Genomic DNA, 20,361 nt, shown 5'->3' with positions numbered 1-20,361 from the left:
TAGCTGGCGGCTCGTCACACATTTTGTACGACTTGTCACGCTCAGTACTCGTTAACTTGGTCATCGCCACTCGACTCCGAGTGGCACTGATCGGGAACGACGCCTGTGCGGAGGTGTGCGGTGACCAAAGACGAGTTGCTGATCAACATCTGGCTGACCAGCGTCAACACGAAGCTCGGGCGGTACATCGTGCGGTTGACGGACGAGAGCGTCCATACCGTCCGGGACGACGAGGAGCCTCGGTATCGAGAGGGCTTGGTCGAGGTTGAGGCGGCTTTGGCCCGGGATCTCGGTGAGCTTGCCGAGGGCATCGCGCGTGAAGCCACGGGTGAGACCTTCCTGGTCGATGACAGGCAGTGAGATGGCGCCGCATACGGTCCAGCTACGTCGACGTTCGTTCACCAAGGCCGTGGAGCTCGCCGGGTTCCGATCGGACTACGCGCTGGCGAAGGCGATGGGCGTCAACAGGTCCACGGTGGCCCGGGTTCTGAGTGGTGCCCTTCAGCCCGGGTCGACGTTCATCGGCAGTGCGTTGGCCGCTCTCACGCCGATGGAGTTCAGCGACCTGTTCGAGGTGGTGCCCACCGCGGCCGACGTCGTTCCCGACGCTGATGAAGATCCGAGCAGAGGGGCAACACAATGGTGAGCAGCACGTCGGACACCCAGCCGCGAGAAGGGCGGGAGGCGGTTTTGGACGGCACGACACCGCCGCTGCCACCGGCCGCCCTTGGGAACACCGCAGCTAGCTGGCTGGTCTCCCGTGATGACATGGGCAAAGCGGTGCTACTCGGCGACGAGTTCACAGGCCCGGTCGCGGTGGTCGCGAAGGAGGCAGCGTGAACGAGTTGGCCGAGGTTTCGCTGACGCGCGAAGCGTTCGAACGCCACATGCTCAACCTCGCGAGCGAAGATGCGCCGCGAGTGTTCGCGATCGTCGAGGAATGGGGCGACCAACACGCCGCCCGGGTCGCGGGCTACGGCCTGGCCTTCGACAGCCGCGCCGACGTCAACTCCGTCGAAGGCGACTTCCGACTGTCCGCGCAGAGTCCCGAGACCGCCTTGGCAGTGTTCGCGGTGAGCACCGGTCTGGCGGACATCAAGCAGTTGCACCTCGTCTGGCTGGACGGCGCGACATCGGACGTACCGCCATTTGCGATCCCGCATGCCGACCGGCACAGCGCGCGCTCAGAGTGACCACGCTTGTGCGGAGGACGTCACTGACCGACGACCTCCGCACAAGCCGCAGGGCGGCTGCACGGCAAGTGGTGAAGTGCTGCGTCGGTCCCTGTCGGAAACCGGCTCGGCCAACAGTTCAGCCGAATAGGCGTGCGGCGGACACACGCGGTGCGGAAGATCGCGCTCAGGGGGCGAAGCGAAGGCGCGAAGCGCGGAAGCGCAGCCCTCGACATGGGGGCCAGGGGCGACAGCCACGGCGGGGGTCCGGGGGCGGAGCCCGCCGGGCGGGGCGCGGGGGTTGCACCCCCGCACCAGCACAGTGGGCGCGGCAGGATTCGAACCTGCGACCGCTCGGGTGTAAACCGAGTGCTCTTCCGCTGAGCTACGCGCCCCCGAAGCGCCGGCGGGTGGGTTGGCCGGCGCCAGAAGGTATCAGGCCAGGGCGGCGACGGCCTTCTTCCAGGCTTCCTGGTCGCGGGGCTCGCCGGGGGCGTTGACCTCGGCGTAGCGGATCACGCCGGCGGTGTCGACGAGGAACGTGCCCCGGTTGGCCAGGCCCGCCTTCTCGTTGAACACGCCGTAGGCCTGCGCCACCTGGCCGTGCGGCCAGAAGTCCGACAGCAGCGGGAACTGGTAGGCCTCTTGGGCGGCCCACGCCTTCAAGCTGAACGGTGTGTCCACGGACACACCGATGACCTGCACGTTCTCGTCCTCGTACGCGGCCAGTTCGTCGCGCACCTGGCACAGCTCGCCGGTGCAGATGCCGCTGAACGCGAACGGGTAGAACACGAGCAGCACGTTGCGCTCCCCGCGGAACGAGGAGAGCGTCACGGGCTGCTTGTTGTAGTCGTTGAGCGTGAAGTCCGGGGCCAGAGCGCCAACCTCGACCAATTCAACCCTCCACCAAGACGAACCGGGACGGACCGACGCGAACCGAAGCCGGGCAACCCGAAGAACGGGCTCCACCCGATCGGGGAGCCCGCCGTCGAGCCTAGGGCATGGGCGGTCGGCGACTCGTCGTGGCTAGCGCTTCGTCTTGGCCGACTTCGGGGAGACGAGCCTGGTCGCGGACCAGTCACCGCTCACCGTGATGTTGGAGGTCTGGGCGAGCCCCGCGGTGGACACGGCCTCGGCGATGTCGCTCGGCTCGACGTGACCGTCCCGCCCCGTCTTGGGCGTCAACACCCAGATCACGCCGTCGTCGGCCAGGGCCGTGGTGGCGTTGATCAAGGCGTCGGCCAGGTCGCCGTCCTCCTCGCGCCACCAGAGCAAGACCACGTCCATGACCTCGTCGGAGTCCTCATCGAGCAGATCACCGCCCACCCGCTCCTCGATCGCGGCGCGGAGGTCGTCGTCGACGTCCTCGTCCCAGCCGATCTCCTGGACCACGCTGCCCGGTTCGATCCCGAGCCTGTCGGCGACACCGATCTTGCCGGCGTCTTCCGCGGCGACCACGGCTTCCACTCCTCCAAGTACACAAGAGCGGCAGCCGGGGTACGACTGCCGCGCGATGTCACTACCAGTCGCGGCTAGCGAACACTGTCTGCCCCGCCACGCGCAACCGTAACAGCCAAGACACGCCGCATCGGGTACCCCCGAGTGCGGTACTCCGACCGGATGAGGCACGCTCTACACACCTCCTATTCGCGCGCGCGAAGGAAACGATCCAGAGTTACTCACCGGTAGAGGTGACGGGACCGTGACCAGCAGGCGACGATGGAGACAGAAGACACCGGAACGAGGAGATCCCTTGGCCCCGCAGAACCCCCCCGAGCGGGTACGCGTCATCCGTGACGGTCTGGCCGCCCACCTCCCCGACATCGACCCGGAGGAGACCGCGGAGTGGCTGGAGTCGTTCGACGCCGCGCTCAAGGGCGGCGGGCAGCAGCGCGCCCGCTACCTGATGCTGCGGCTGCTCGAGCGGGCCAGGGAGAGCCACGTCGGCGTCCCGTCGCTGACCAGCACGGATTACGTGAACACCATCCCCACCGAGCGCGAGCCGTGGTTCCCCGGCGACGAGGAGGTGGAGCGCCGCTACCGGGCCTGGGTCCGGTGGAACGCGGCGATGACCGTGCACCGCGCGCAGCGGCCCGGCGTCGGCGTCGGCGGTCACATCTCGACCTACGCGTCGTCCGCGAGCCTCTACGAGGTCGGCTTCAACCACTTCTTCCGGGGCAAGGACCACCCCGGCGGCGGTGACCACGTGTTCATCCAGGGTCACGCCTCGCCCGGCGTGTACGCCCGCGCGTTCCTCGAAGGCCGGTTGAGCGCCGAGCAGCTCGACGGCTTCCGCCAGGAGTTCTCGCACGCCGGACCGGGTGGCGGCCTGCCGTCGTACCCGCACCCGCGGCTGATGCCGGACTTCTGGGAGTTCCCGACCGTCTCCATGGGCCTGGGCCCGATGAACGCGATCTACCAGGCGCGGTTCAACCGCTACCTGCGCGACCGCGGCATCAAGGACACCTCCGACCAGCACGTCTGGGCGTTCCTGGGCGACGGCGAGATGGACGAGCCGGAGTCGCGCGGCCTGCTCCAGGTCGCGGCCAACGAGCAGCTGGACAACCTGACCTTCGTGGTGAACTGCAACCTGCAGCGCCTCGACGGCCCGGTGCGCGGCAACGGCAAGATCATCCAGGAGCTGGAGGCGTTCTTCCGCGGCGCGGGCTGGAACGTCATCAAGGTCATCTGGGGCCGTGAGTGGGACTCCCTGCTGCACGCCGACCGCGACGGCGCGCTGGTCAACCTGATGAACACCACGCCGGACGGCGACTACCAGACCTACAAGGCCAACGACGGCGCGTACGTCAAGGAGCACTTCTTCGGGCGCGATCCGCGCACGAAGGAGCTGGTCTCGCCGATGTCGGACGACGAGGTGTGGAACCTCAAGCGCGGCGGCCACGACTACCGCAAGGTCTACGCGGCGTACAAGGCGGCGGTGGAGCACCACGGCCAGCCGACGGTCATCCTCGCCAAGACCATCAAGGGCTACGGCCTGGGCCCGCACTTCGCGGCGCGCAACGCCACGCACCAGATGAAGAAGATGACCCACGAGGACCTGAAGCTCTTCCGGGACAGCCTGCGCATCCCGATCGAGGACAAGGACCTGGACCCGTACCTGCCGCCGTACTACCACCCCGGCAAGGACTCCCCGGAGATCCAGTACCTGCTGGAGCGGCGCAAGCAGCTCGGCGGGTTCGTGCCGGAGCGGCGGACGAAGTCCAAGGCGCTGGTGCTGCCCGGCGACAAGGTCTACGACGTGATCAAGCGGGGCTCGGGCAAGCAGGAGGTCGCCACCACGATGGCGTTCGTCCGGCTGGTCCGCGACCTGGCCAAGGACCCGGAGATCGGCGGCCGGATCGTGCCGATCATCCCGGACGAGGCGCGCACGTTCGGCATGGACTCGATGTTCCCGGCGCAGAAGATCTACAACCCGAACGGGCAGATGTACACCTCCGTGGACGCCCAGCTGATGCTGGCGTACAAGGAGAGCGAGCAGGGTCAGATCCTGCACGAGGGCATCAACGAGGCCGGGTCGACGGCGTCTTTCACCGCGGCGGGCACGTCGTACGCCACGCACGGCGAGCCGATGATCCCGATCTACATCTTCTACTCGATGTTCGGGTTCCAGCGCACCGGTGACGGCCTGTGGGCCGCGGCGGACCAGATGGCGCGTGGTTTCGTGCTGGGCGCCACGGCCGGCCGCACCACGTTGACCGGTGAGGGCCTCCAGCACGCGGACGGGCACTCGCTGCTGCTGGCGCACACCAACCCCGCCGTGGTGGCGTACGACCCGGCGTGGTCGTTCGAGGTGGCGCACATCGTCAAGGACGGCCTGCGGCGGATGTACGGCGAGAACGCCGAGAACATCTTCTACTACATGACCGTCTACAACGAGCCCTACCAGCAGCCGGCCGAGCCGGCGGACCTGGACGTCGAGGGCCTGCTCAAGGGCCTGTACCGGTACCAGGTGGCGCCGGCGCAGAGCGGTCCGCGGGCGCAGCTGATGGCGTCGGGCGTGGCGATGCCGTGGGCGATCAAGGCGCAGCGGATGCTGGCCGAGGAGTGGGGCGTGCAGGCCGACGTCTGGTCCGCGACGTCGTACTCGGAGCTGCGGCGCGAGGCGGTCGAGGTCGACCGGCACAACCTGCAGCACCCCGACCAGGAGCCGCGCGTGCCCTACGTCACGCAGGTGCTGGCCGACGCGGCGGGCCCCGTGGTGGCGGTGTCGGACTGGATGAGCGCGGTGCCGGACCTGATCCGGCCGTACGTGCCGACGGACATGACCACCCTGGGCACGGACGGGTTCGGGTTCTCCGACACCCGGCCGGCGGCGCGGCGGCACTTCATGGTCGACGCCGAGTCGGTCGTGGTGGCCACGCTGGCGGCGCTGGCCAAGCGCGGCGAGATCCAGCAGTCGCTGGTCGTGCAGGCGGCCCGCAAGTACAAGATCGACGACGTGAGCGCGGCGGGCCCGTCCACCTCGGACGCCGGCCTGGCCTGATCGTCGACAGACCCGAAAGGGCGGTCCGCGGTGGCGGACCGCCCCTTCGGCTTTCCGCAGAAATGCGGCCGACCTGCGGAAATATCCCGGTTGCCGATGCGCGCTGTGATCGGGCCCATAGACTTGCCCCACAATCCGGCGTTCCAACGAGGGGTCGCAGTGGGGACGCAGCCACAACACGCGTTGCACCGCACGGTGGTCGTCGTGGACGTGTCCGGGTTCGGGCAGCGGCTGCGCCGTCCCCAGGAGGAGATCCGGCGCGGGCTGTACGCGGCGCTGGAGGCCGCGTTCGACGACAGCGGGCTGGACTGGTCGGCGACCCACCACGAGGACCGCGGCGACGGCGTGTTCGTGCTCGTGCCCGCCGACGTGCCCAAGAGCCGGGTGGTCGGCGGCCTGCCGCACGCCCTGCTGGGCGAGTTGCGCCGGTACAACGCCATCCGCAACGAGGAGGCCCGGATCCGGCTGCGGATCGCGATCACGGCGGGCGAGGTGCAACACGACGAGCACGGGGTGGTCGGCGACGAGGTGACGCTGGCGTTCCGGCTGCTCGACGCCAAGCCGCTGCGCGACGCGCTGGACCGCTCGACCGCGTTGTTCGCGCTGATCGTCTCCGACCGGTTCTACGACGACGTGGTGCGGCCCGACCCGGCGATGGACCCGGAGTCGTTCCGCCGGGTCGACGTGGACGTCAAGGAGGTCCGCGGGCACGCGTGGCTGCACGTGCCGAACGGCGGCGCGGCGCCGCCACCGCCGAAGCCGAAGCCGAAGCCCGTCAAGCACAAGCACCGCAAGCGGTCGGAGCCGCCCTGGGCCCGGCTCGTGCTGGCCTCGCTGCTGGTGCTGTCCGGTGCGACGAACGCGTTCGGCACCGCGCCGCCCGCCGTGCCGCCGTGCCCGTCCCCGGTCCAGCTGAACGTGCTGACGTCGCGCGAGTCCGAGGGAGTGGTCCGCTCGATCGCGCTGGAGTTCGAGAAGGACTCGCGGGGGCACAACGCCCTCGAGTGCAAGGAGCTCGACGCGCTGGTGTTCAGCGGCCCCGTGGACGACGAGAAGGCCGCGGCCGCGCTGGGTCGGGGCTGGTCGGCGAGCGACCTCACCGGCGTCGGCCCCGAGCCGCACGTGTGGTTGCCGGACAGCACCGCGGAGGTCCGGTCCGTCGAGGCGGCGCTGCGCACGCGCACCGACACGGTGCTGCGCCCGCGCGGGAGTGTGGCGGTGTCGCCGGTGGTGCTGGGCGCGTCGGAGGAGCTGGCCGCCCGGATCGCGACGTCGGACGACGAGTTCGACTGGGGGTACGCGGGGCGACCGGCCGCGGTGGACACGTCGTCGGGAGTCGGTGTGGTCGCCGCCGCCGCGCTGGCGCACCACCAGTTGGGCGGGCTGTTCCTGAAGACGTCGGAGGCGGCGCGCCGGCTCCACGAGGCCACCCGGAGCACGACAGCCGAGCAGCCCTGCGCCGGTGACGTGGTGCTGGTCGGCTCGGAGAAGGCCGTGACCGGCACGAAGGGGTGCCGGGTGCTCTACCCGCAGGACGGCGCGCTGGTGCTGGACCACCCGTTCGTGGAGATCGAGCGGCCGACCCGGCCGGCGAACGAGCGGCGACGGGGGATCGTGGACCGGTTCCGGGAGTACCTGCTGTCGGTGCACGCCCAGGACCAGTTCCGGCGGTCGGGGTTCCGGGACGTGGACTGGAACGTCGGCTCGGACGCGGGACCGGGGGTGCGCCCCGGCCAGCCGCAGACGCTGCTGGTCGAGCTGGACGCGCGGACGATGCGCGATGCATGGACCGCTGCGAGCCAGGGACGGGTGATCGCCGTGGCCGGGGACGGCTCCCCCGACGCGGACCTGTTCCTCCAGCAGGTGCGGCTGCTGGCCGGTCGACAGGACGAGGTGATCGCCCTGCCGCTGTCGGAGCGCGTGGTCGAGGAAGGCGTCCAACGGGGCGCGGCCGTCGTGGTACTGGCGTCCCGAGCTCCGGCCCCGGCGGTGAGGACCGTCGGCGGTCCGGTCGAGGTGGTCGCCATCGGGTTCACCGACGGGTCGTGCGGGCCCTCAGCGGCCCTCTACGCCGCCGCGAACGCCCACGGCGGGCGTTGCCACGAGATCGTCGAGAAAAACGGCTCCGGTCCGCCTGAGCGCCAGGACGACGCCTTGGACGCCATAGCGCACGCCGCATGGGGAGGATGACGTGATCCGAGTTCTCGTGCCGCTGGTGGTGCTCCTGGCGGCCTGCACGACCCCGGTCGAAGACGACGCGAAGTACGGTACGGGGCCGATCACCTTCGTGGACGGCCGCGACACCACCGCGGGCCAACAGGTGCGCGAGCTGGTCAAGCGCTGGAACGAGCGCGCGGACCGGCGCGAGCGCGCGGTGTTCGTGGAGATGCCGACCACCACGGACGGCCACCGAGCCCAGTTGACCGCCCGCGCCCAGGACCTGGCGGACGTGCGCGGCGGTCCGGACTGCTACGACGTGATGGCCGTGGACATGGTGTGGACGGCCCCGTTCGCCGCGGCGGGGCACCTGGTGCCGCTGGACCCCGCCGACTTCGAGGTGGACCGGATGCTGCCGGAGGCGGTGCGGACGGCGACGTCGGCCGACGGCCGGAAGCTGTGGGCCGTCCCGTGGCGCAGTGACGCCGGGTTGCTGTACTACCGCAAGGACCTGCTGGCCGAAGCGGGGGTGGACCCGCCGACCACGTGGGCCGAGCTGAGGTGGCAGGCGAGCACCATCGGGCGGCGCCTCGGCCTGAAGGGTTACGTGGCCCAGCTCGGCCGCTACGAGGGCCTGACCGTGAACGCCGCCGAGGCGATCTGGGCGCATCAGGGCGAGCTGGAACACCCGGACTCGCCGCAGGCGAAGGACGGCGTCCGGGCGTTGGCCGACGGCGTCGCACAGGGCTGGATCCCGCGCGAGGCCCTTGAGTACAACGAGATCACCTCCCTCGACGAGTTCGAGGCCGGCCGGGCGTTGTTCATGCGCAACTGGCCGTTCGCGGGCCCCCGGCTCGACGGCGACGCGTCGCAGGTCAAGGAGAAGTGGGCCACGACCAAGCTGCCGGGTCCGAGCGCGCTGGGCGGCTGGAACCTGGCCGTGTCGCGGTGCTCGGCCAACCAGCAGACCGCCCGCAAGTTCATCGCGTTCGTCACCGGGGTGGAGAACCAGCGGCTGATGGCCGAACGCGCCGGGTTCGCCCCCACCCTCGAATCCCTGTACGAGGAGCCGGGCCTGGTGCCACCCGTGCTGCGGGACAGCCTGCTGACGGCCAGGGCCCGGCGCCCGTCCGCGCACTACGACACGCTGACCAGCGTGATGCAGGAGAGCCTGCACCACGTGCTGCGGAACCCGGACTCGGTCACCGAGTCGTTGGACCGGCTCGCCGAGAACATGGCCGAGGCCGAGCAGGGGCGGCGTTAGGTCGTGGCCGCCCCGACCCGGGCGGTGGTGCGCTTGGCGGCGCGGTTCCAGTCGATCCAGCCGCGGATCACCAGGACGGCGAAGATCGTGTAGACCAGGGCGCTGAACCACAGCCCCGACTGGATCTGCAACGGCACGCCGATCGCGTCCACCACGAGCCACACCAGCCAGAACTCGACCAGGCCGAACCCCTGGAGGGTGAACGCCAGGACCGTGCCGACGAAGATCGCGGCGTCCGGCCACGGCGCCCACGAGGCGTCCAGCGCGTCCAGCAGCAGCGCGAACCCGATCGTGCCCAGGACGAACGCGACCACCACGGCGAGGCGCTCCTTCGCGGTGCCCTTGCGGACGACCACGCCGAACACCGGGTCACGCCGGCGCGTCCACGCCCACCAGCCGTAGAGCGTGATCAGCGCGATCACCACCTGGCGCGCGGCCGTGCCGCCGAGCTGCGCGGACATGTACACCACGAACAGCAGCGAGACCGAGGCCAGCTGCACGGGCCACGTCCACAACGAGCGCTTCTGCGCCAGGTAGACCACCACCAGCGCGAAGACCTGGCCGATGAACTCCGCCCAGGAGACCTTCTGCCCGAACACCGTGAAGCCCTGCTCCATCAAGACGTGCACCACGTACTCCATCCCGGACAAGCCGTTCCGGGGCATGGCAAGCCAGGCGGCATGCGCGCCTCCCATCCGGACTTTCACCGTCGGCCCCGGAATTCCACCGGGTCAACCGCCCTGGTGGGCGGGTCGCGGGCTATCACCGCCGGTTCGGATTTCCACCGAGCCCCGGAGCGCATGTCTCTCATCGCGTCGGAACATCATGGCGCGTCGGGCTGTTCCTGAGGTGATCGAACGCACACCTGGGCAATAACCGAGAACCCGGGTCCGGATGGTCACCTCGACTTCAGGCCCGGTACACCACCGGTCGGTAGCTTCCGCCGAATGCGAATCCTGCTCATGGCCGCGGTGGTGCCGCTGCTCATCGCCTCCTCACCCGGGCCCGACGTGGTCGTGCCGGTCACCCAGACCCGCGCGTTCGTCGACGACGCCTCGGGGCAGCCGGCCAACGCCGACGCCGACGACCCGGCGATCTGGGTGCACCCGCGCTCGGCCCGGCAGAGCGTCGTGCTCGGCACCCTGAAGGAGGGCGGGCTGGCCGCGTTCGACCTGGCCGGTCGGACGCTGGGCACCTACCCCGCGCCCGCGCCGCCGACGCCGGGCGCGAAGCCGGGCCGGTTCAACAACGTCGACGTGATCAGCGGAGTTCGCGTCGGCGGGGTGCCGGTCGGCGGGCGGGCCCGTGACCTGGCGTTCGTCAGTGACCGCGGCCGGGACCGGATCCGGGTCTACGAGGTCGACCGACGTGGCGCGGCGGCCGGCGCGGCGGTGGTGCGGGACGTGACGGACCCGGGCGCGCAGCCGGTGTTCTCCTCGTCCGAGGAGGAGGTGGACGACCAGCGCACCGCCTACGGGCTGGCGGCCGGGTTCGTCGGCCGCACGCCGGTGGTCGTGACCAACCGGCGCAGCGAGACCAGGCTGGCGCTGCTGCGCGTGACGGCCGGGCCGTCCGGTTCGGTCGGCACGTCGGTCGTGTCCACGCTGGACCTGCCCGCGTCGTTCCGGCTGCCCAACGGCACCACCTGGACGCCGTGCGGCGAGCCGGGTGAGCGGCCGCAGCTGGAGGGCATGGTGGTCGACTCCGAGCACGGCGTGCTGTACGCGGCGCAGGAGGACGTCGGCATCTGGCGCGTGCCGCTGCGGGCGACCGGGTTCGGCAGGCCCGTGCTGATCGACGAGGTTCGCTCGTTCGGGGTGCCGCAGACCTACGACCCGGAGACCGAGGAGTGCTCGGTGTCGGGCGCCGACCCCGGTTTCGGCGGCGAGCACCTGACGGCCGACGCCGAGGGGCTGACCGTCGGCGACGGGTACCTGATCGCGTCCAGCCAGGGCGACTCGCGGTTCGTGGCCTACGAGCGGACCGGCCGCAACTCCTACGTCGGCGAGTTCGTGGTGGGCGGCGGCCGGGGCAACGACCCGGTCGAGCACTCCGACGGCGCGCACCTGGTGACCGCCGACCTCGGCCCGGACTACCGGGAGGGCCTGCTGGTCGTGCACGACGGCGAGCGCACCCCGGCGGCGGGCGACCTGCCGACCACCGGCTTCGCGTACGTGAGCTGGGCGGACGTGCTGGACGAGCTGGGCTGATCCGCACCACGCGACAGGCCCCCGCCGGTGCTCGGCGGGGGCCTGTCGCGTGCGGAAGCGTCGTCGCCGGGAGGTCAGCGGCTGTCGGCGGGCGGCATCGGCATGCCCGCGGGCGGGGTCGGCGGGTCCACCTGGGCGGTCTGCCGGGCCGAGCGGGCCGCGGCCGTCACCGGCTCCTGCGAACGGCCCGTCACGGGGTCCTGGGACCGGCGCGGCGCCGGCGCGATGTTCGCCGACTCCTGCTGGATGCGGTTGAGCCAGCCCTCCCAGCGCTGCTGCATCGGGCGGACCAGGCCCCCTCCGACGCCGATCACGATCACGCCCGCGACCGTGGCCAGCACCGTGATCAGGACCGGCATGGTCACGGCGACGGCGATGCCGAGCTGGTTGAGCGCGGCGATCACGCCCAGCGCGACGATGAAGCCGTACGTGATGCCGCCCAGCATCTTGGTGTACGGGCGGTCGCCCAGCGCGCCGGTGACCAGGCCGCGCAGCGCCTTGCCGATCGCGGCGGCGACGAGCACCAGGACGATCGCCACCACGATGCGCGGCAGGTACGCGATGACGTCGTTGAGCAGGGCGCTCACCGCGTTGCCAGTGCCGAACACGCCGAACGCGAGTTGCAGCGCGATCAGCAGCACGAAGTAGTAGACGAGCTTGACGATCAGGTTGGAGGCGTCGATCGGGGACTTCGACATCGCGCCGCCCAGGCCGGAGCGCTCGACGAGGCGGTCGAACCCGACCCGCTTGAGCAGGAACCCGACGGCCTTGGCGAGGGCCTTGGCGATCAGCCACCCGATGAGGAGAACCAGCAGGAAGCCGAGGAGTTTCGGCACGAACGTGGCCACCATCGTCCACGCCTGTCCGAGTCCATCGGTGATCTGGGAGCCCACGACGCCCCTCCTTCGCTTTTCGCTTGTGGTCGGGATCGTTTCCCAGTGCGCATCACCCGGCAACCTGAAGTGGTGGCACGAAAGGGTGACTGACGTGGCGGTTCTCGCGTCGGCGGTCCAGAGTGGAATCACCGGTGGGGACCGGGGAGAGGGAAACGCCCGGCGCGATGTTCTCGCGCCGGGCGTTTTCGCACGGGCCGGGTGCCGACCGGCTCGCCGGTCAGAACCCGGCGGACAGGCCCCGACCGTCCAGGTAGGCCCGGACGTGCTGCGGCGACGTCGCCTGGTTCACCGCGGGCCTCTGGTCGCCGGGGCAGTAGGAGCTGCTGGCGGGCAGCACGCCGTCGATCAGGTACCGGTTCACCAGCCGGTCGACGCACGCGTTGCCGCCGCCGTAGATGCCGTGCTTGCCCTCGTCCCGCACGGTGATCAGGTTGTGCCCCAGCCGCTCCGCCATGGCGGGCCCGCTCTCGTAGTGCGTCTGGGTGTCGCCCTCGGCCTGCACGATCACGCCGACCGGGTAGCCCTCCCGCTTGAGCGCCACGGCGGGCTCGGGCGGGGTGAAGCTGCGGAACGCGCAGGTGGTCGGCGCCGCGCGCAGGACGCCGAAGCCGTACGGGTAGCGGTCGCGGAAGACGCGCATGTCCTCGTAGTAGGTCTCCAGGTCGGTCGGCCAGTCGACCTCGCACGTCACCGTGTTGAACACGCCCGACACCAGGTCGTTCTCCGCCTCGCCGGACATCAGCGCGCTCACCTCGGACGGCGAGCCGGCCCGAAGCTCGACCACTGCCGCCGCGAGGTCGGCCCACAGTGGACGGTAACGCGCGCCGACACCGACGGCCGCGTCGAAGCGGGTGCGGGTGTGGTCGCCGACCGGGTTCGCCGCGAGGGCGGTCGCGACCCCCTCGACGGTGTCCATCACCGCGTCGGCGGTCGTGCCGAGCTGGAACCGGTCGTGGTGCCGCGCCGCCCAGTCCGCCCACGTCTCGACGTTGCGCCGGTAGGCCACCGCCTGGGCGCGGAACTGCTCGCGCCAGATCCACTCCGGGTGCACGGACGAGTCGAGCACGCTGCGGTCCAGCCGCGCCGGGAACAGGCTGCCGTACACCGCGCCCAGGTAGGTGCCGTAGGAGTAGCCCAGGTAGTTGAGCTTCTCCTCGCCCAGCACCGCCCGCACCACGTCGAGGTCGCGCGCGGTGTTCGCGGAGCTGACGAACGGCCGGATGCCGCCCGCCGAGCGGTGGCAGGCGTCCTCGGCGGCGCTCGCCTCGGCGGCCCACTTCGGGAACTCCGAATCAGCCGGTCGGGTGTCGACGGTGGCCAGTTCGGCTACCGTGCGGCAGGTCAGCGCGGTCGAACCGCCGACGCCGCGCGGGTCGAACCCGATCAGGTCGTACACCTTGGCCGGCTCGGTGTTGGCCAGGAACGTCGGCATGCCCAGGCCGGAACCGCCCGGCCCGCCGGGGTTGAGCACCAGGACACCGCGCCTGCGCGCCGGGTCCGTCGCCTTGCGGCGGCTGATGACCAGGGATATCCGGTCGGCCTCCGGTCGGGTGTAGTCCAGTGGCAGGACCAGTTCGGCGCACTCCAGCAGCTGCTTGCAGGGCGACCAGGTGAGCTGCTGCGAGTGGAACTCGGCCAGCGGGTCGCCGCGACCCGATCCGAACGACGGCACGACCGCCGTCGCGAGCACGGCGGCGACCACCAGGCCGACTGACATGTACCTGCGCACGAACACCCTCCCGAGCGAGCCGGTCTGCGACGACGGAACCGACGGTAGGACGATCGGCGCGGAGCGTCAGGTCGAGTCACTCGTTGGTGTCGGCCGGCGGCGCCCGTGCGATCGTGTGGGGTATGACCAGCTCAACCGCGTTGTCGCGGGCCACCTTGCGAACGCTGCAACGGGCGTCGGGCGACCTGGCCGCGGCGAGCGTGGCCGAGATGGAGCAACGCCTGCCGTGGTTCCGGCGGATGCCCGCCGACCAGCGGGCCGGGGTGCTGCTGCTGATCCAGAACGGGGTCGCCGGGTTCGTGTCCTGGCTGCACGACCCGCAGCAGGCGATCCGGCTGACCGCCGAGGCGTTCCGCTCCGCGCCCAAGGACATCTCGCGGTGGGTGAGCCTGCGCCAGACCGTGGAGCTGGTGCGGATCGCGCTGGAGCTGTTCGAGGAGCTGCTGCCCAAGCTGGCCGAGAACGAGGCCGAGCGCGCGCTGTTGACCGAGGGCGTGCTGCGGTACGGCCGGGAGATCGCGTTCTCGGCGGCCACCTCCTACGCGGCGGCGGCGGAGGCGCGCGGCGCGTGGGACGCCCGGCTGGAGGCCCTGGTCGTCGACGGCATCATGCGTGGCGACGCGGAGGAGTCGCTGCTGTCGCGGGCCACCGCGCTGGGCTGGGACCCGGCCGCGGAGGCGACCGTGCTGGTGGGCAACCCGCCGTCGGACGACCCGCCCGCGGTGGTGTTCGAGGTGCGCAGCCGGGCGGCCCGGATCGGGCGGCCGGTGCTGCTGAGCGTGCAGGGCTCCCGGCTGGTGGTGGTGCTGGGCGGGGAGACCGAACGGGGCGAGTCGCTGGTGCGGATCTCCGACGCGTTCGGGCCGGGCCCGGTGGTGGCCGGACCGACGGTGACGAGCCTGGCCGACGCGCACCGCAGCGCGAGCGACGCGTTGTCCGGTCTGCGCGCGGTGGTGGGGTGGCCGGCGGCGCCGCGGCCGGTGCGCTCGCTCGACCTGCTGCCGGAGCGGGCGCTGGCGGGCGACCCGGAGGCCGAGTGGCAGCTGGTGGACCGGGTGGCCCGGCCGCTGGAGGACGCGGGCGGCGCCCTGCTGGAGACCGTGGACGCCTTCCTGGAGGTGGGCGGTGTGCTGGAGGCGTGCGCGCGGAAGCTGTTCGTGCACCCGAACACGGTCCGCTACCGGCTCAAGCGGGCCACCGAGCTCACCGGGCGCAACGCCAACGACCCGCGTGACGCGCTGGTGCTGCGGGTGGCGCTCTCCGTGGGGAGGCTGGCCCGCGCCCGCGGGTTGTGGTGACCCGGGCGGGGGACGCCCCACCGGGTGTGACGGACGACGCATGTCCGGTTTGGGCGGGGATGGACAACACGGGCCGTCGTTCTACGTTCATCTACGAGTCACATTTGTAGAGACCCTACAAGCCAGGGTCCTCGGTTTCGTCAGTGGCGACATCACCGGAAACGACCGCGAGCGTGTTCAGTGAGCAGGTGATCGCGCTCCTCGCCCCCGGACAGGGGTCCCAGACACCCGGCATGCTCGCCCCCTGGCTCGAAGTCGAGGGGGCCGCCGAGCGCGTTGCCGCGTGGTCCGAGGCGACCGGTCTGGACCTGGCCCGGCTGGGCACCACCGCGGACGCGGACGAGATCAAGGACACCGCCGTCACCCAGCCGCTGGTGGTGGCGCTCGCCCTGCTGGCCTTCGAGGACCTGCGCCGCCGGGTCGAGCTGCCGGGCGACACCGTGGTCGGCGGGCACTCCGTCGGCGAACTGGCCGCCGCCGCCATCGCGGGCGTGCTGAGCAGCGACGACGCCGTGGCCCTCGCCGCCGTGCGCGGCGCCGAGATGGCCGCCGCCTGCGCGTTGACGCCGACCGGCATGGCCGCGGTCCTCGGCGGCGAGCCGGACGAGGTGCTGGCCCGGCTGGACGAGCTGGGCCTGGTCGGCGCGAACCGCAACGGCGCGGGCCAGATCGTGGCCGCCGGCCCGCTGGAGGCGCTGGACCGGCTCGCGGAACAGCCGCCCGACCGGGCGAAGATCCGCAAGCTGCAGGTCGCCGGCGCGTTCCACACCCGGTTCATGGCGCCCGCCGAGGAGGCGTTGCGCGCCCGTGCCGCCGGGACCGTGGTGAAGGACCCCGCGCTGCCGCTGCTGTCCAACGCCGACGGCACGCTCGTGTCCGACGGCGCCGAGGTGCTGAGCCGACTGATCTCCCAGGTGACCCGCCCCGTGCGGTGGGACGCCTGCCAGGCAACCCTGGCCGGGCACGCCGTGAGCGCGGTGGTCGAACTGCCGCCCGCGGGCGCGTTGACCGGCCTGGCCAAGCGCGAACTGAAGGGCACCCCCACCTTGGGCCTCAAGACCCCCGACCAGCTCGACCAGGTCGTCGCGATGATCACCGGGACACCGGCGGAGGTGGCCCGGTGACCACCTTCTCGATGCCGACCGGCACGGTCGGCACCCGGATCCTCGGCCTGGGCAGCTACCAGCCCGAGACGATCGTCAGCAACCACGACCTGAGCCTGCGCATGGACACCTCGGACGAGTGGATCCGCGACCGGGTGGGCATCGCCAACCGCCGCGTGGCCAAGCCGGACGAGCGGCTGGTGGACATGGCGGTCGAGGCGGGCGCCAAGGCCGTGGCCGACGCCGGGCTCGCGCCGACCGACATCGGCGCGGTCATCGTGGCCACCTGCACCATGCCGACCCAGATCCCGAACGCGGCGGCGCAGGTCGCCGACCGGATCGGGGTCAAGGGCGCGCCCGCGTTCGACCTCAACGCCGCGTGCGCCGGCTTCTGCTACGCGCTGGGCACCGCGTCGGACATGGTCCGCGCGGGTACCGCGAAGCACGTGCTGGTCATCGGCGCGGAGAAGTTGACCGACTGGGTCGACGCCGACGACCGGTCGACCGCGATCATCTTCGCCGACGGCGCGGGCGCGGCGGTCGTCGGACCGGCCGACGAGCCGGGCATCGGCCCGGTGTCGTGGGGCAGCGCGGGCGACCTGGTCGACATGATCTACATCAAGGACCGGGCGTCGTTCATCTTCCAGGAGGGCCAGTCGGTCTTCCGCTGGGCCACCACGCAGATCGCGCCGATCGCGCTCAAGGCGGTCGAGCTGGCCGGCCTCCAGGTGTCCGATGTGGACGTGTTCGTGCCGCACCAGGCGAACCTGCGCATCGTCGAGGCCATCGCGAAGCGCTTGCGGGCCAAGGGTGCGCGTGAAGACCTCGTGATCGCACGTGACATCGTGGACTCCGGCAACACCTCGTCCGCTTCGATCCCGCTCGCGCTGGACCACATGCGCGCGGCGGGAGAGGTGCGCAGCGGTGACGTGGCGCTGCTCGTCGGCTTCGGGGCCGGCCTGTCCTACGCGGGACAGGTCGTCCGACTGCCGTGACCGCAATTCGAGACTCCGGTGGGACCAACCAGCCGGCGAAGCAAGAAGGAAGGGACTTTCAGTGAGCAACGAGGACATCCAGAAGGGGCTCGCCGAGATCGTCGAGGAGGTCGCCGGTGTCGAGGCGGCCGACGTGACGGCTGACAAGTCCTTTGTGGACGATCTGGACATCGACTCGCTGTCCATGGTGGAGATCGCCGTGCAGGCCGAGGACAAGTTCGGCGTGAAGATCCCGGACGACGAGCTGGCCAACCTCAAGACCGTGGGCGATGCGGTCAACTACATCGCCAGCAACGCATGACCGGTAGCAACGACGTCGTCGTCACCGGGCTGGGTGCCACCACCCCGCTCGGTGGCGATGTCGCCTCCACCTGGGATGCGCTCCTGGCCGGCCACAGCGGCGTGAAGTCGCTGGTGGGCGGCTTCGCCGAGAAGTTCGACCTGCCCGTGCGGATCGCCGCGCCGCTGGCGGTCGAGCCGACCGAGGTGCTGCCGCGCGTCGAGGCCCGCCGGTTGGACCGCAGCGAGCAGGTCGCGGTGGTCGCGGCCCGCGAGGCGTGGGCGGACGCCGGGTTCGGCGAGGACGACGTCGACCCCGAGCGGCTGGGCGTCGTGATCGGCACCGGCATCGGCGGCGCGATGACGCTGCTGGAGCAGGACGACCTGATCGAGGCCTCCGGGCTGCGCAAGGTCTCGCCGCTGACGGTGCCGATGCTCATGCCGAACGGCCCCGCCGCGCACGTCGGCCTGGAGCTGAAGGCACGCGCGGGCGTGCACGCGCCGGTCTCGGCGTGCGCGTCCGGCTCCGAGGCGCTGGCCTGGGCGTTCCGGATGCTGAAGTCCGGCGAGGCGGACGTGGTCGTGGCCGGTGGCGCCGAGGCGTGCATCACCACCATCACCATGGCCGGCTTCATCCAGGCCCGGACCCTCAGCAGCCGCAATGACGAGCCGCAGCGCGCTTCGCGCCCGTTCGACGTGAACCGGGACGGCTTCGTGCTCGGCGAGGGCGCCGGGATCGTGGTGCTGGAGCGCGAGGACTTCGCCCGCGCGCGCGGCGCCCGGATCTACGGCAAGCTCGCGGGCATCGGCATGAGCTCCGACGCGCACCACATCACCGCGGCCGACCCCGAGGGCATCGGCCAGTCGCGGGCGATCACGAAGGCGCTCCGCTCGGCGGGCGTCGACCCGACCGACATCGGCCACGTGAACTGCCACGCGACGTCCACCAAGGTGGGCGACGTGATCGAGCCGCAGGCGGTGCGCCGGGCGATCGGCGACCACCCCGTGCTGACCGCGCCCAAGGGCAACCACGGGCACATGCTCGGGGCTTCGGGTGCGGTGGCGGCGATCACCACGCTGCTGTCGGTGCGCGACGGCATCGTGCCGCCGACGCTGAACCTGGAGGACCAGGACCCCCGGGTCCAGCTGGAGGTCGTCACCGGTGAGCCGCGCAAGGTCGACCTGATCGCCGCGGTCAACAACTCGTTCGGGTTCGGCGGGCACAACGTCTCGCTCGTCTTCACCCAGGCCTGACGACCCCGTGCCGCAGACGTTCACACGAGGAGCTTCGCGATGACTGCCCTTGCGTCCCGACCGGCGAACCCGGGTGCGGGCGGCGAAACCGATCCGCGCGACCCGGAGGTCCGGCTCGCGCAACTGCTCGACCCCGGTTCGATCGCGCCGCTGCGGCCGCGTGACGGCAGCGGCATGTTCGCCGTGCGCGGCCGGATCAACGGCGCCAAGGTCGTCGCGTACTGCAGCGACGCCACGCGGATGGGCGGCGCGCTGGGGTCGGAGGGGTGCAGGCACATCGTGGAGGCGATCGACATCGCGGTGCGCGAGCGCACCCCGGTGATCGGCGTCTGGCACTCCGGTGGCGCCCGGCTGCCGGAGGGCGTCGAGTCGCTGGACGGCATGGGCCAGATGTTCGCCGCGATGATCCGGGCGTCCGGCCGGGTGCCGCAGATCTCCGTGGTGGTCGGCCCGGCGGCCGGTGGCGGCGCCTACGGCCCCGCGCTGACCGACGTGGTGATCATGGCTCCGGCCGGCAAGGTCTTCGTGACCGGGCCGGACGTGGTCCGGTCGGTGACCGGCGAGCAGATCGACATGGACGGTCTGGGCGGCGCGGAGGCGCACGGGCGCAAGTCCGGCGTGGTGCACGTGATCGCGGACGACGAGCCGGACGCCTACCAGCGGGCGCGGCGGATCACCGGGCTGTTCGCCCAGCCCGGCGTGTTCGACCTGCACTCGGTGCCCGACGGCGACGACCTGCGGGCGTTGCTGCCGGAGCAGCCGCAGCGGGCCTACGACGTCAAGCCGCTGGTGCGGGCGATCCTGGACGTCGACTCGTTCGAGGAGCTGCAGGCCAAGTGGGCGCCGAACATCGTGGTCGGCCTCGGCCGGCTCGGTGGCCGCACGGTCGGCGTGATCGCGAACAATCCCATCCGCAAGGGCGGGTGCCTGGACTCGCTGTCGGCGGAGAAGGCGGCGCGGTTCGTGCGGATGTGCGACGCGTTCGGCGTGCCGCTGCTGGTGCTGGTGGACGTGCCGGGGTACCTGCCGGGCGTCGGCCAGGAGTGGGACGGCGTGGTGCGGCGGGGCGCGAAGCTGCTGCACGCGTTCGGTGAGGCCGTCGTGCCGCGGGTGACCCTGGTGACCCGCAAGTCCTACGGCGGCGCGTACATCGCGATGAACTCCCGCTCGCTGGGCGCGACGGCCGTGTTCGCCTGGCCGATCGCCGAGGTGGCCGTGATGGGCGCCAAGGCCGCGGTCGGCATCCTGCACCGCAAGAAGCTGGCCGCCGTGCCGGACGAGGAGCGCGAGGCGTTGCACGCCCAGCTCGTCGAGGAGCACGAGCGGATCGCGGGCGGCGTGGAGCGCGCGATCGCGATCGGCGTGGTGGACGAGGTCGTCGAGCCGACCAGGACGCGGCGGAAGTTGGCGCAGGCCCTCGCGGCGGCGCCGGCCGGTCGGGGCGCGCACGGCAACATCCCGCTGTAGGGGGCCGGTTTCGGTGGTGGGGTCGTTCCGTCG

Annotated in this window: 18 protein-coding genes, 1 tRNA gene and 1 riboswitch; of the genes, 13 read left to right on the top strand and 6 right to left on the bottom strand. The window is 71.4% G+C overall.

Going from position 1 to position 20,361, the window contains the following annotated elements:
* Window positions 1-120: 120 nt before the first annotated feature.
* From AB0K14_RS12700 to AB0K14_RS12690, 3 genes are all read left to right on the top strand, one after another.
* Window positions 121-360: a hypothetical protein gene (locus AB0K14_RS12700; protein ID WP_360461484.1), complete on the top strand. Its 240-nt coding sequence runs from the start codon at window positions 121-123 to the stop codon at window positions 358-360.
* Window positions 347-646 (top strand): transcriptional regulator, encoded by a 300-nt coding sequence (locus AB0K14_RS12695; RefSeq protein ID WP_360461487.1) that lies wholly within the window; start codon window positions 347-349, stop codon window positions 644-646. The genes AB0K14_RS12700 and AB0K14_RS12695 overlap by 14 nt, the downstream gene beginning before the upstream one ends.
* Window positions 647-836: 190 nt before the next feature.
* On the top strand, window positions 837-1,193 hold the full coding sequence (locus tag AB0K14_RS12690) for a hypothetical protein (protein ID WP_360461489.1): 357 nt from the start codon (window positions 837-839) through the stop codon (window positions 1,191-1,193).
* A 302-nt stretch (window positions 1,194-1,495) separates the two neighbouring features.
* On the opposite strand, the gene AB0K14_RS12685 is transcribed toward AB0K14_RS12690, so the two are convergent.
* The 3 genes from AB0K14_RS12685 to AB0K14_RS12675 form a co-directional block, all read right to left on the bottom strand.
* A tRNA-Val gene (locus tag AB0K14_RS12685) sits at window positions 1,496-1,567 on the bottom strand.
* Window positions 1,568-1,607: 40 nt separating this feature from the next.
* Window positions 1,608-2,066: a peroxiredoxin gene (locus AB0K14_RS12680; protein WP_360461491.1), complete on the bottom strand. Its 459-nt coding sequence runs from the start codon at window positions 2,064-2,066 to the stop codon at window positions 1,608-1,610.
* 132 nt (window positions 2,067-2,198) lie between these two features.
* The gene (locus AB0K14_RS12675; RefSeq protein ID WP_360461494.1) at window positions 2,199-2,630 is read right to left on the bottom strand and encodes a DUF3052 domain-containing protein; all 432 of its coding nucleotides are present in this window, start codon (window positions 2,628-2,630) and stop codon (window positions 2,199-2,201) included.
* Between the two features lie 295 nt (window positions 2,631-2,925).
* Between AB0K14_RS12675 and aceE the strand changes: the two genes are divergently transcribed.
* From aceE to AB0K14_RS12660, 3 genes are all read left to right on the top strand, one after another.
* The gene (gene aceE, locus AB0K14_RS12670; RefSeq protein WP_360461496.1) at window positions 2,926-5,676 is read left to right on the top strand and encodes a pyruvate dehydrogenase (acetyl-transferring), homodimeric type; all 2,751 of its coding nucleotides are present in this window, start codon (window positions 2,926-2,928) and stop codon (window positions 5,674-5,676) included.
* Between the two features lie 159 nt (window positions 5,677-5,835).
* On the top strand, window positions 5,836-7,866 hold the full coding sequence (locus tag AB0K14_RS12665) for a hypothetical protein (protein WP_360461499.1): 2,031 nt from the start codon (window positions 5,836-5,838) through the stop codon (window positions 7,864-7,866).
* 1 nt (window position 7,867) lies between these two features.
* Complete coding sequence (locus AB0K14_RS12660; protein WP_360461502.1) at window positions 7,868-9,097, top strand: extracellular solute-binding protein; 1,230 nt, start codon at window positions 7,868-7,870, stop codon at window positions 9,095-9,097.
* Here AB0K14_RS12660 and pnuC read toward each other — a convergent pair.
* Complete coding sequence (gene pnuC, locus AB0K14_RS12655) at window positions 9,094-9,738, bottom strand: nicotinamide riboside transporter PnuC (protein WP_360461546.1); 645 nt, start codon at window positions 9,736-9,738, stop codon at window positions 9,094-9,096. The genes AB0K14_RS12660 and pnuC overlap by 4 nt on opposite strands.
* A gap of 38 nt (window positions 9,739-9,776) precedes the next feature.
* Window positions 9,777-9,900, bottom strand: a riboswitch (FMN riboswitch).
* Window positions 9,901-10,044: 144 nt separating this feature from the next.
* Between pnuC and AB0K14_RS12650 the strand changes: the two genes are divergently transcribed.
* Complete coding sequence (locus tag AB0K14_RS12650; RefSeq protein ID WP_360461505.1) at window positions 10,045-11,307, top strand: phytase; 1,263 nt, start codon at window positions 10,045-10,047, stop codon at window positions 11,305-11,307.
* Window positions 11,308-11,381: 74 nt separating this feature from the next.
* Here the strand turns inward: AB0K14_RS12650 and AB0K14_RS12645 are convergent, their stop codons facing one another.
* Window positions 11,382-12,200 carry a hypothetical protein gene (locus tag AB0K14_RS12645; protein WP_360461508.1) on the bottom strand — a complete coding sequence of 273 codons (819 nt, stop codon included), beginning with the start codon at window positions 12,198-12,200 and terminating at the stop codon, window positions 11,382-11,384.
* 220 nt (window positions 12,201-12,420) lie between these two features.
* On the bottom strand, window positions 12,421-13,932 hold the full coding sequence (locus tag AB0K14_RS12640; protein ID WP_360461510.1) for an alpha/beta fold hydrolase: 1,512 nt from the start codon (window positions 13,930-13,932) through the stop codon (window positions 12,421-12,423).
* Window positions 13,933-14,054: 122 nt separating this feature from the next.
* On the opposite strand from AB0K14_RS12640, the gene AB0K14_RS12635 reads away from it, so the two are divergent.
* The 6 genes from AB0K14_RS12635 (at window position 14,055) to AB0K14_RS12610 (ending at window position 20,328) form a co-directional block, all read left to right on the top strand.
* Window positions 14,055-15,230, top strand: a complete 1,176-nt coding sequence (locus AB0K14_RS12635) for a helix-turn-helix domain-containing protein (RefSeq protein ID WP_360461513.1) — start codon at window positions 14,055-14,057, stop codon at window positions 15,228-15,230.
* A 173-nt stretch (window positions 15,231-15,403) separates the two neighbouring features.
* Window positions 15,404-16,354, top strand: a complete 951-nt coding sequence (locus AB0K14_RS12630) for an ACP S-malonyltransferase (protein WP_360461516.1) — start codon at window positions 15,404-15,406, stop codon at window positions 16,352-16,354.
* Between the two features lie 11 nt (window positions 16,355-16,365).
* Window positions 16,366-17,328, top strand: coding sequence for a beta-ketoacyl-ACP synthase III (locus AB0K14_RS12625; protein WP_360461549.1), 963 nt, complete (start codon window positions 16,366-16,368; stop codon window positions 17,326-17,328).
* 61 nt (window positions 17,329-17,389) lie between these two features.
* Window positions 17,390-17,629, top strand: a complete 240-nt coding sequence (locus tag AB0K14_RS12620; protein WP_053720023.1) for an acyl carrier protein — start codon at window positions 17,390-17,392, stop codon at window positions 17,627-17,629.
* Window positions 17,626-18,861 (top strand): beta-ketoacyl-[acyl-carrier-protein] synthase family protein, encoded by a 1,236-nt coding sequence (locus tag AB0K14_RS12615; RefSeq protein ID WP_360461519.1) that lies wholly within the window; start codon window positions 17,626-17,628, stop codon window positions 18,859-18,861. The genes AB0K14_RS12620 and AB0K14_RS12615 overlap by 4 nt, the downstream gene beginning before the upstream one ends.
* A gap of 39 nt (window positions 18,862-18,900) precedes the next feature.
* Window positions 18,901-20,328, top strand: a complete 1,428-nt coding sequence (locus AB0K14_RS12610) for a carboxyl transferase domain-containing protein (RefSeq protein WP_360461522.1) — start codon at window positions 18,901-18,903, stop codon at window positions 20,326-20,328.
* The last annotated feature ends 33 nt before the right edge of the window (window positions 20,329-20,361 follow it).

The organism is Actinosynnema sp. NPDC050801, assembly GCF_040673975.1.
Classification (GTDB): domain Bacteria; phylum Actinomycetota; class Actinomycetes; order Mycobacteriales; family Pseudonocardiaceae; genus Actinosynnema.
Note: the sequence above shows the minus strand (reverse complement) of the source record. Positions and strands in the feature narration are given on the sequence as shown.

Bases quoted from the DNA above. Each gene is read 5' to 3' on its own strand.
- AB0K14_RS12615 (WP_360461519.1), top strand. From the start codon at position 17,626: ATGACCGGTAGCAACGACGTCGTCGTCACCGGGCTGGGTGCCACCACC.
- pnuC (WP_360461546.1), bottom strand. From the start codon at position 9,738: ATGGAGTACGTGGTGCACGTCTTGATGGAGCAGGGCTTCACGGTGTTC.
- AB0K14_RS12635 (WP_360461513.1), top strand. From the start codon at position 14,055: ATGACCAGCTCAACCGCGTTGTCGCGGGCCACCTTGCGAACGCTGCAA.
- AB0K14_RS12625 (WP_360461549.1), top strand. From the start codon at position 16,366: ATGCCGACCGGCACGGTCGGCACCCGGATCCTCGGCCTGGGCAGCTAC.
- AB0K14_RS12650 (WP_360461505.1), top strand. From the start codon at position 10,045: ATGCGAATCCTGCTCATGGCCGCGGTGGTGCCGCTGCTCATCGCCTCC.
- AB0K14_RS12610 (WP_360461522.1), top strand. From the start codon at position 18,901: ATGACTGCCCTTGCGTCCCGACCGGCGAACCCGGGTGCGGGCGGCGAA.
- AB0K14_RS12695 (WP_360461487.1), top strand. From the start codon at position 347: ATGACAGGCAGTGAGATGGCGCCGCATACGGTCCAGCTACGTCGACGT.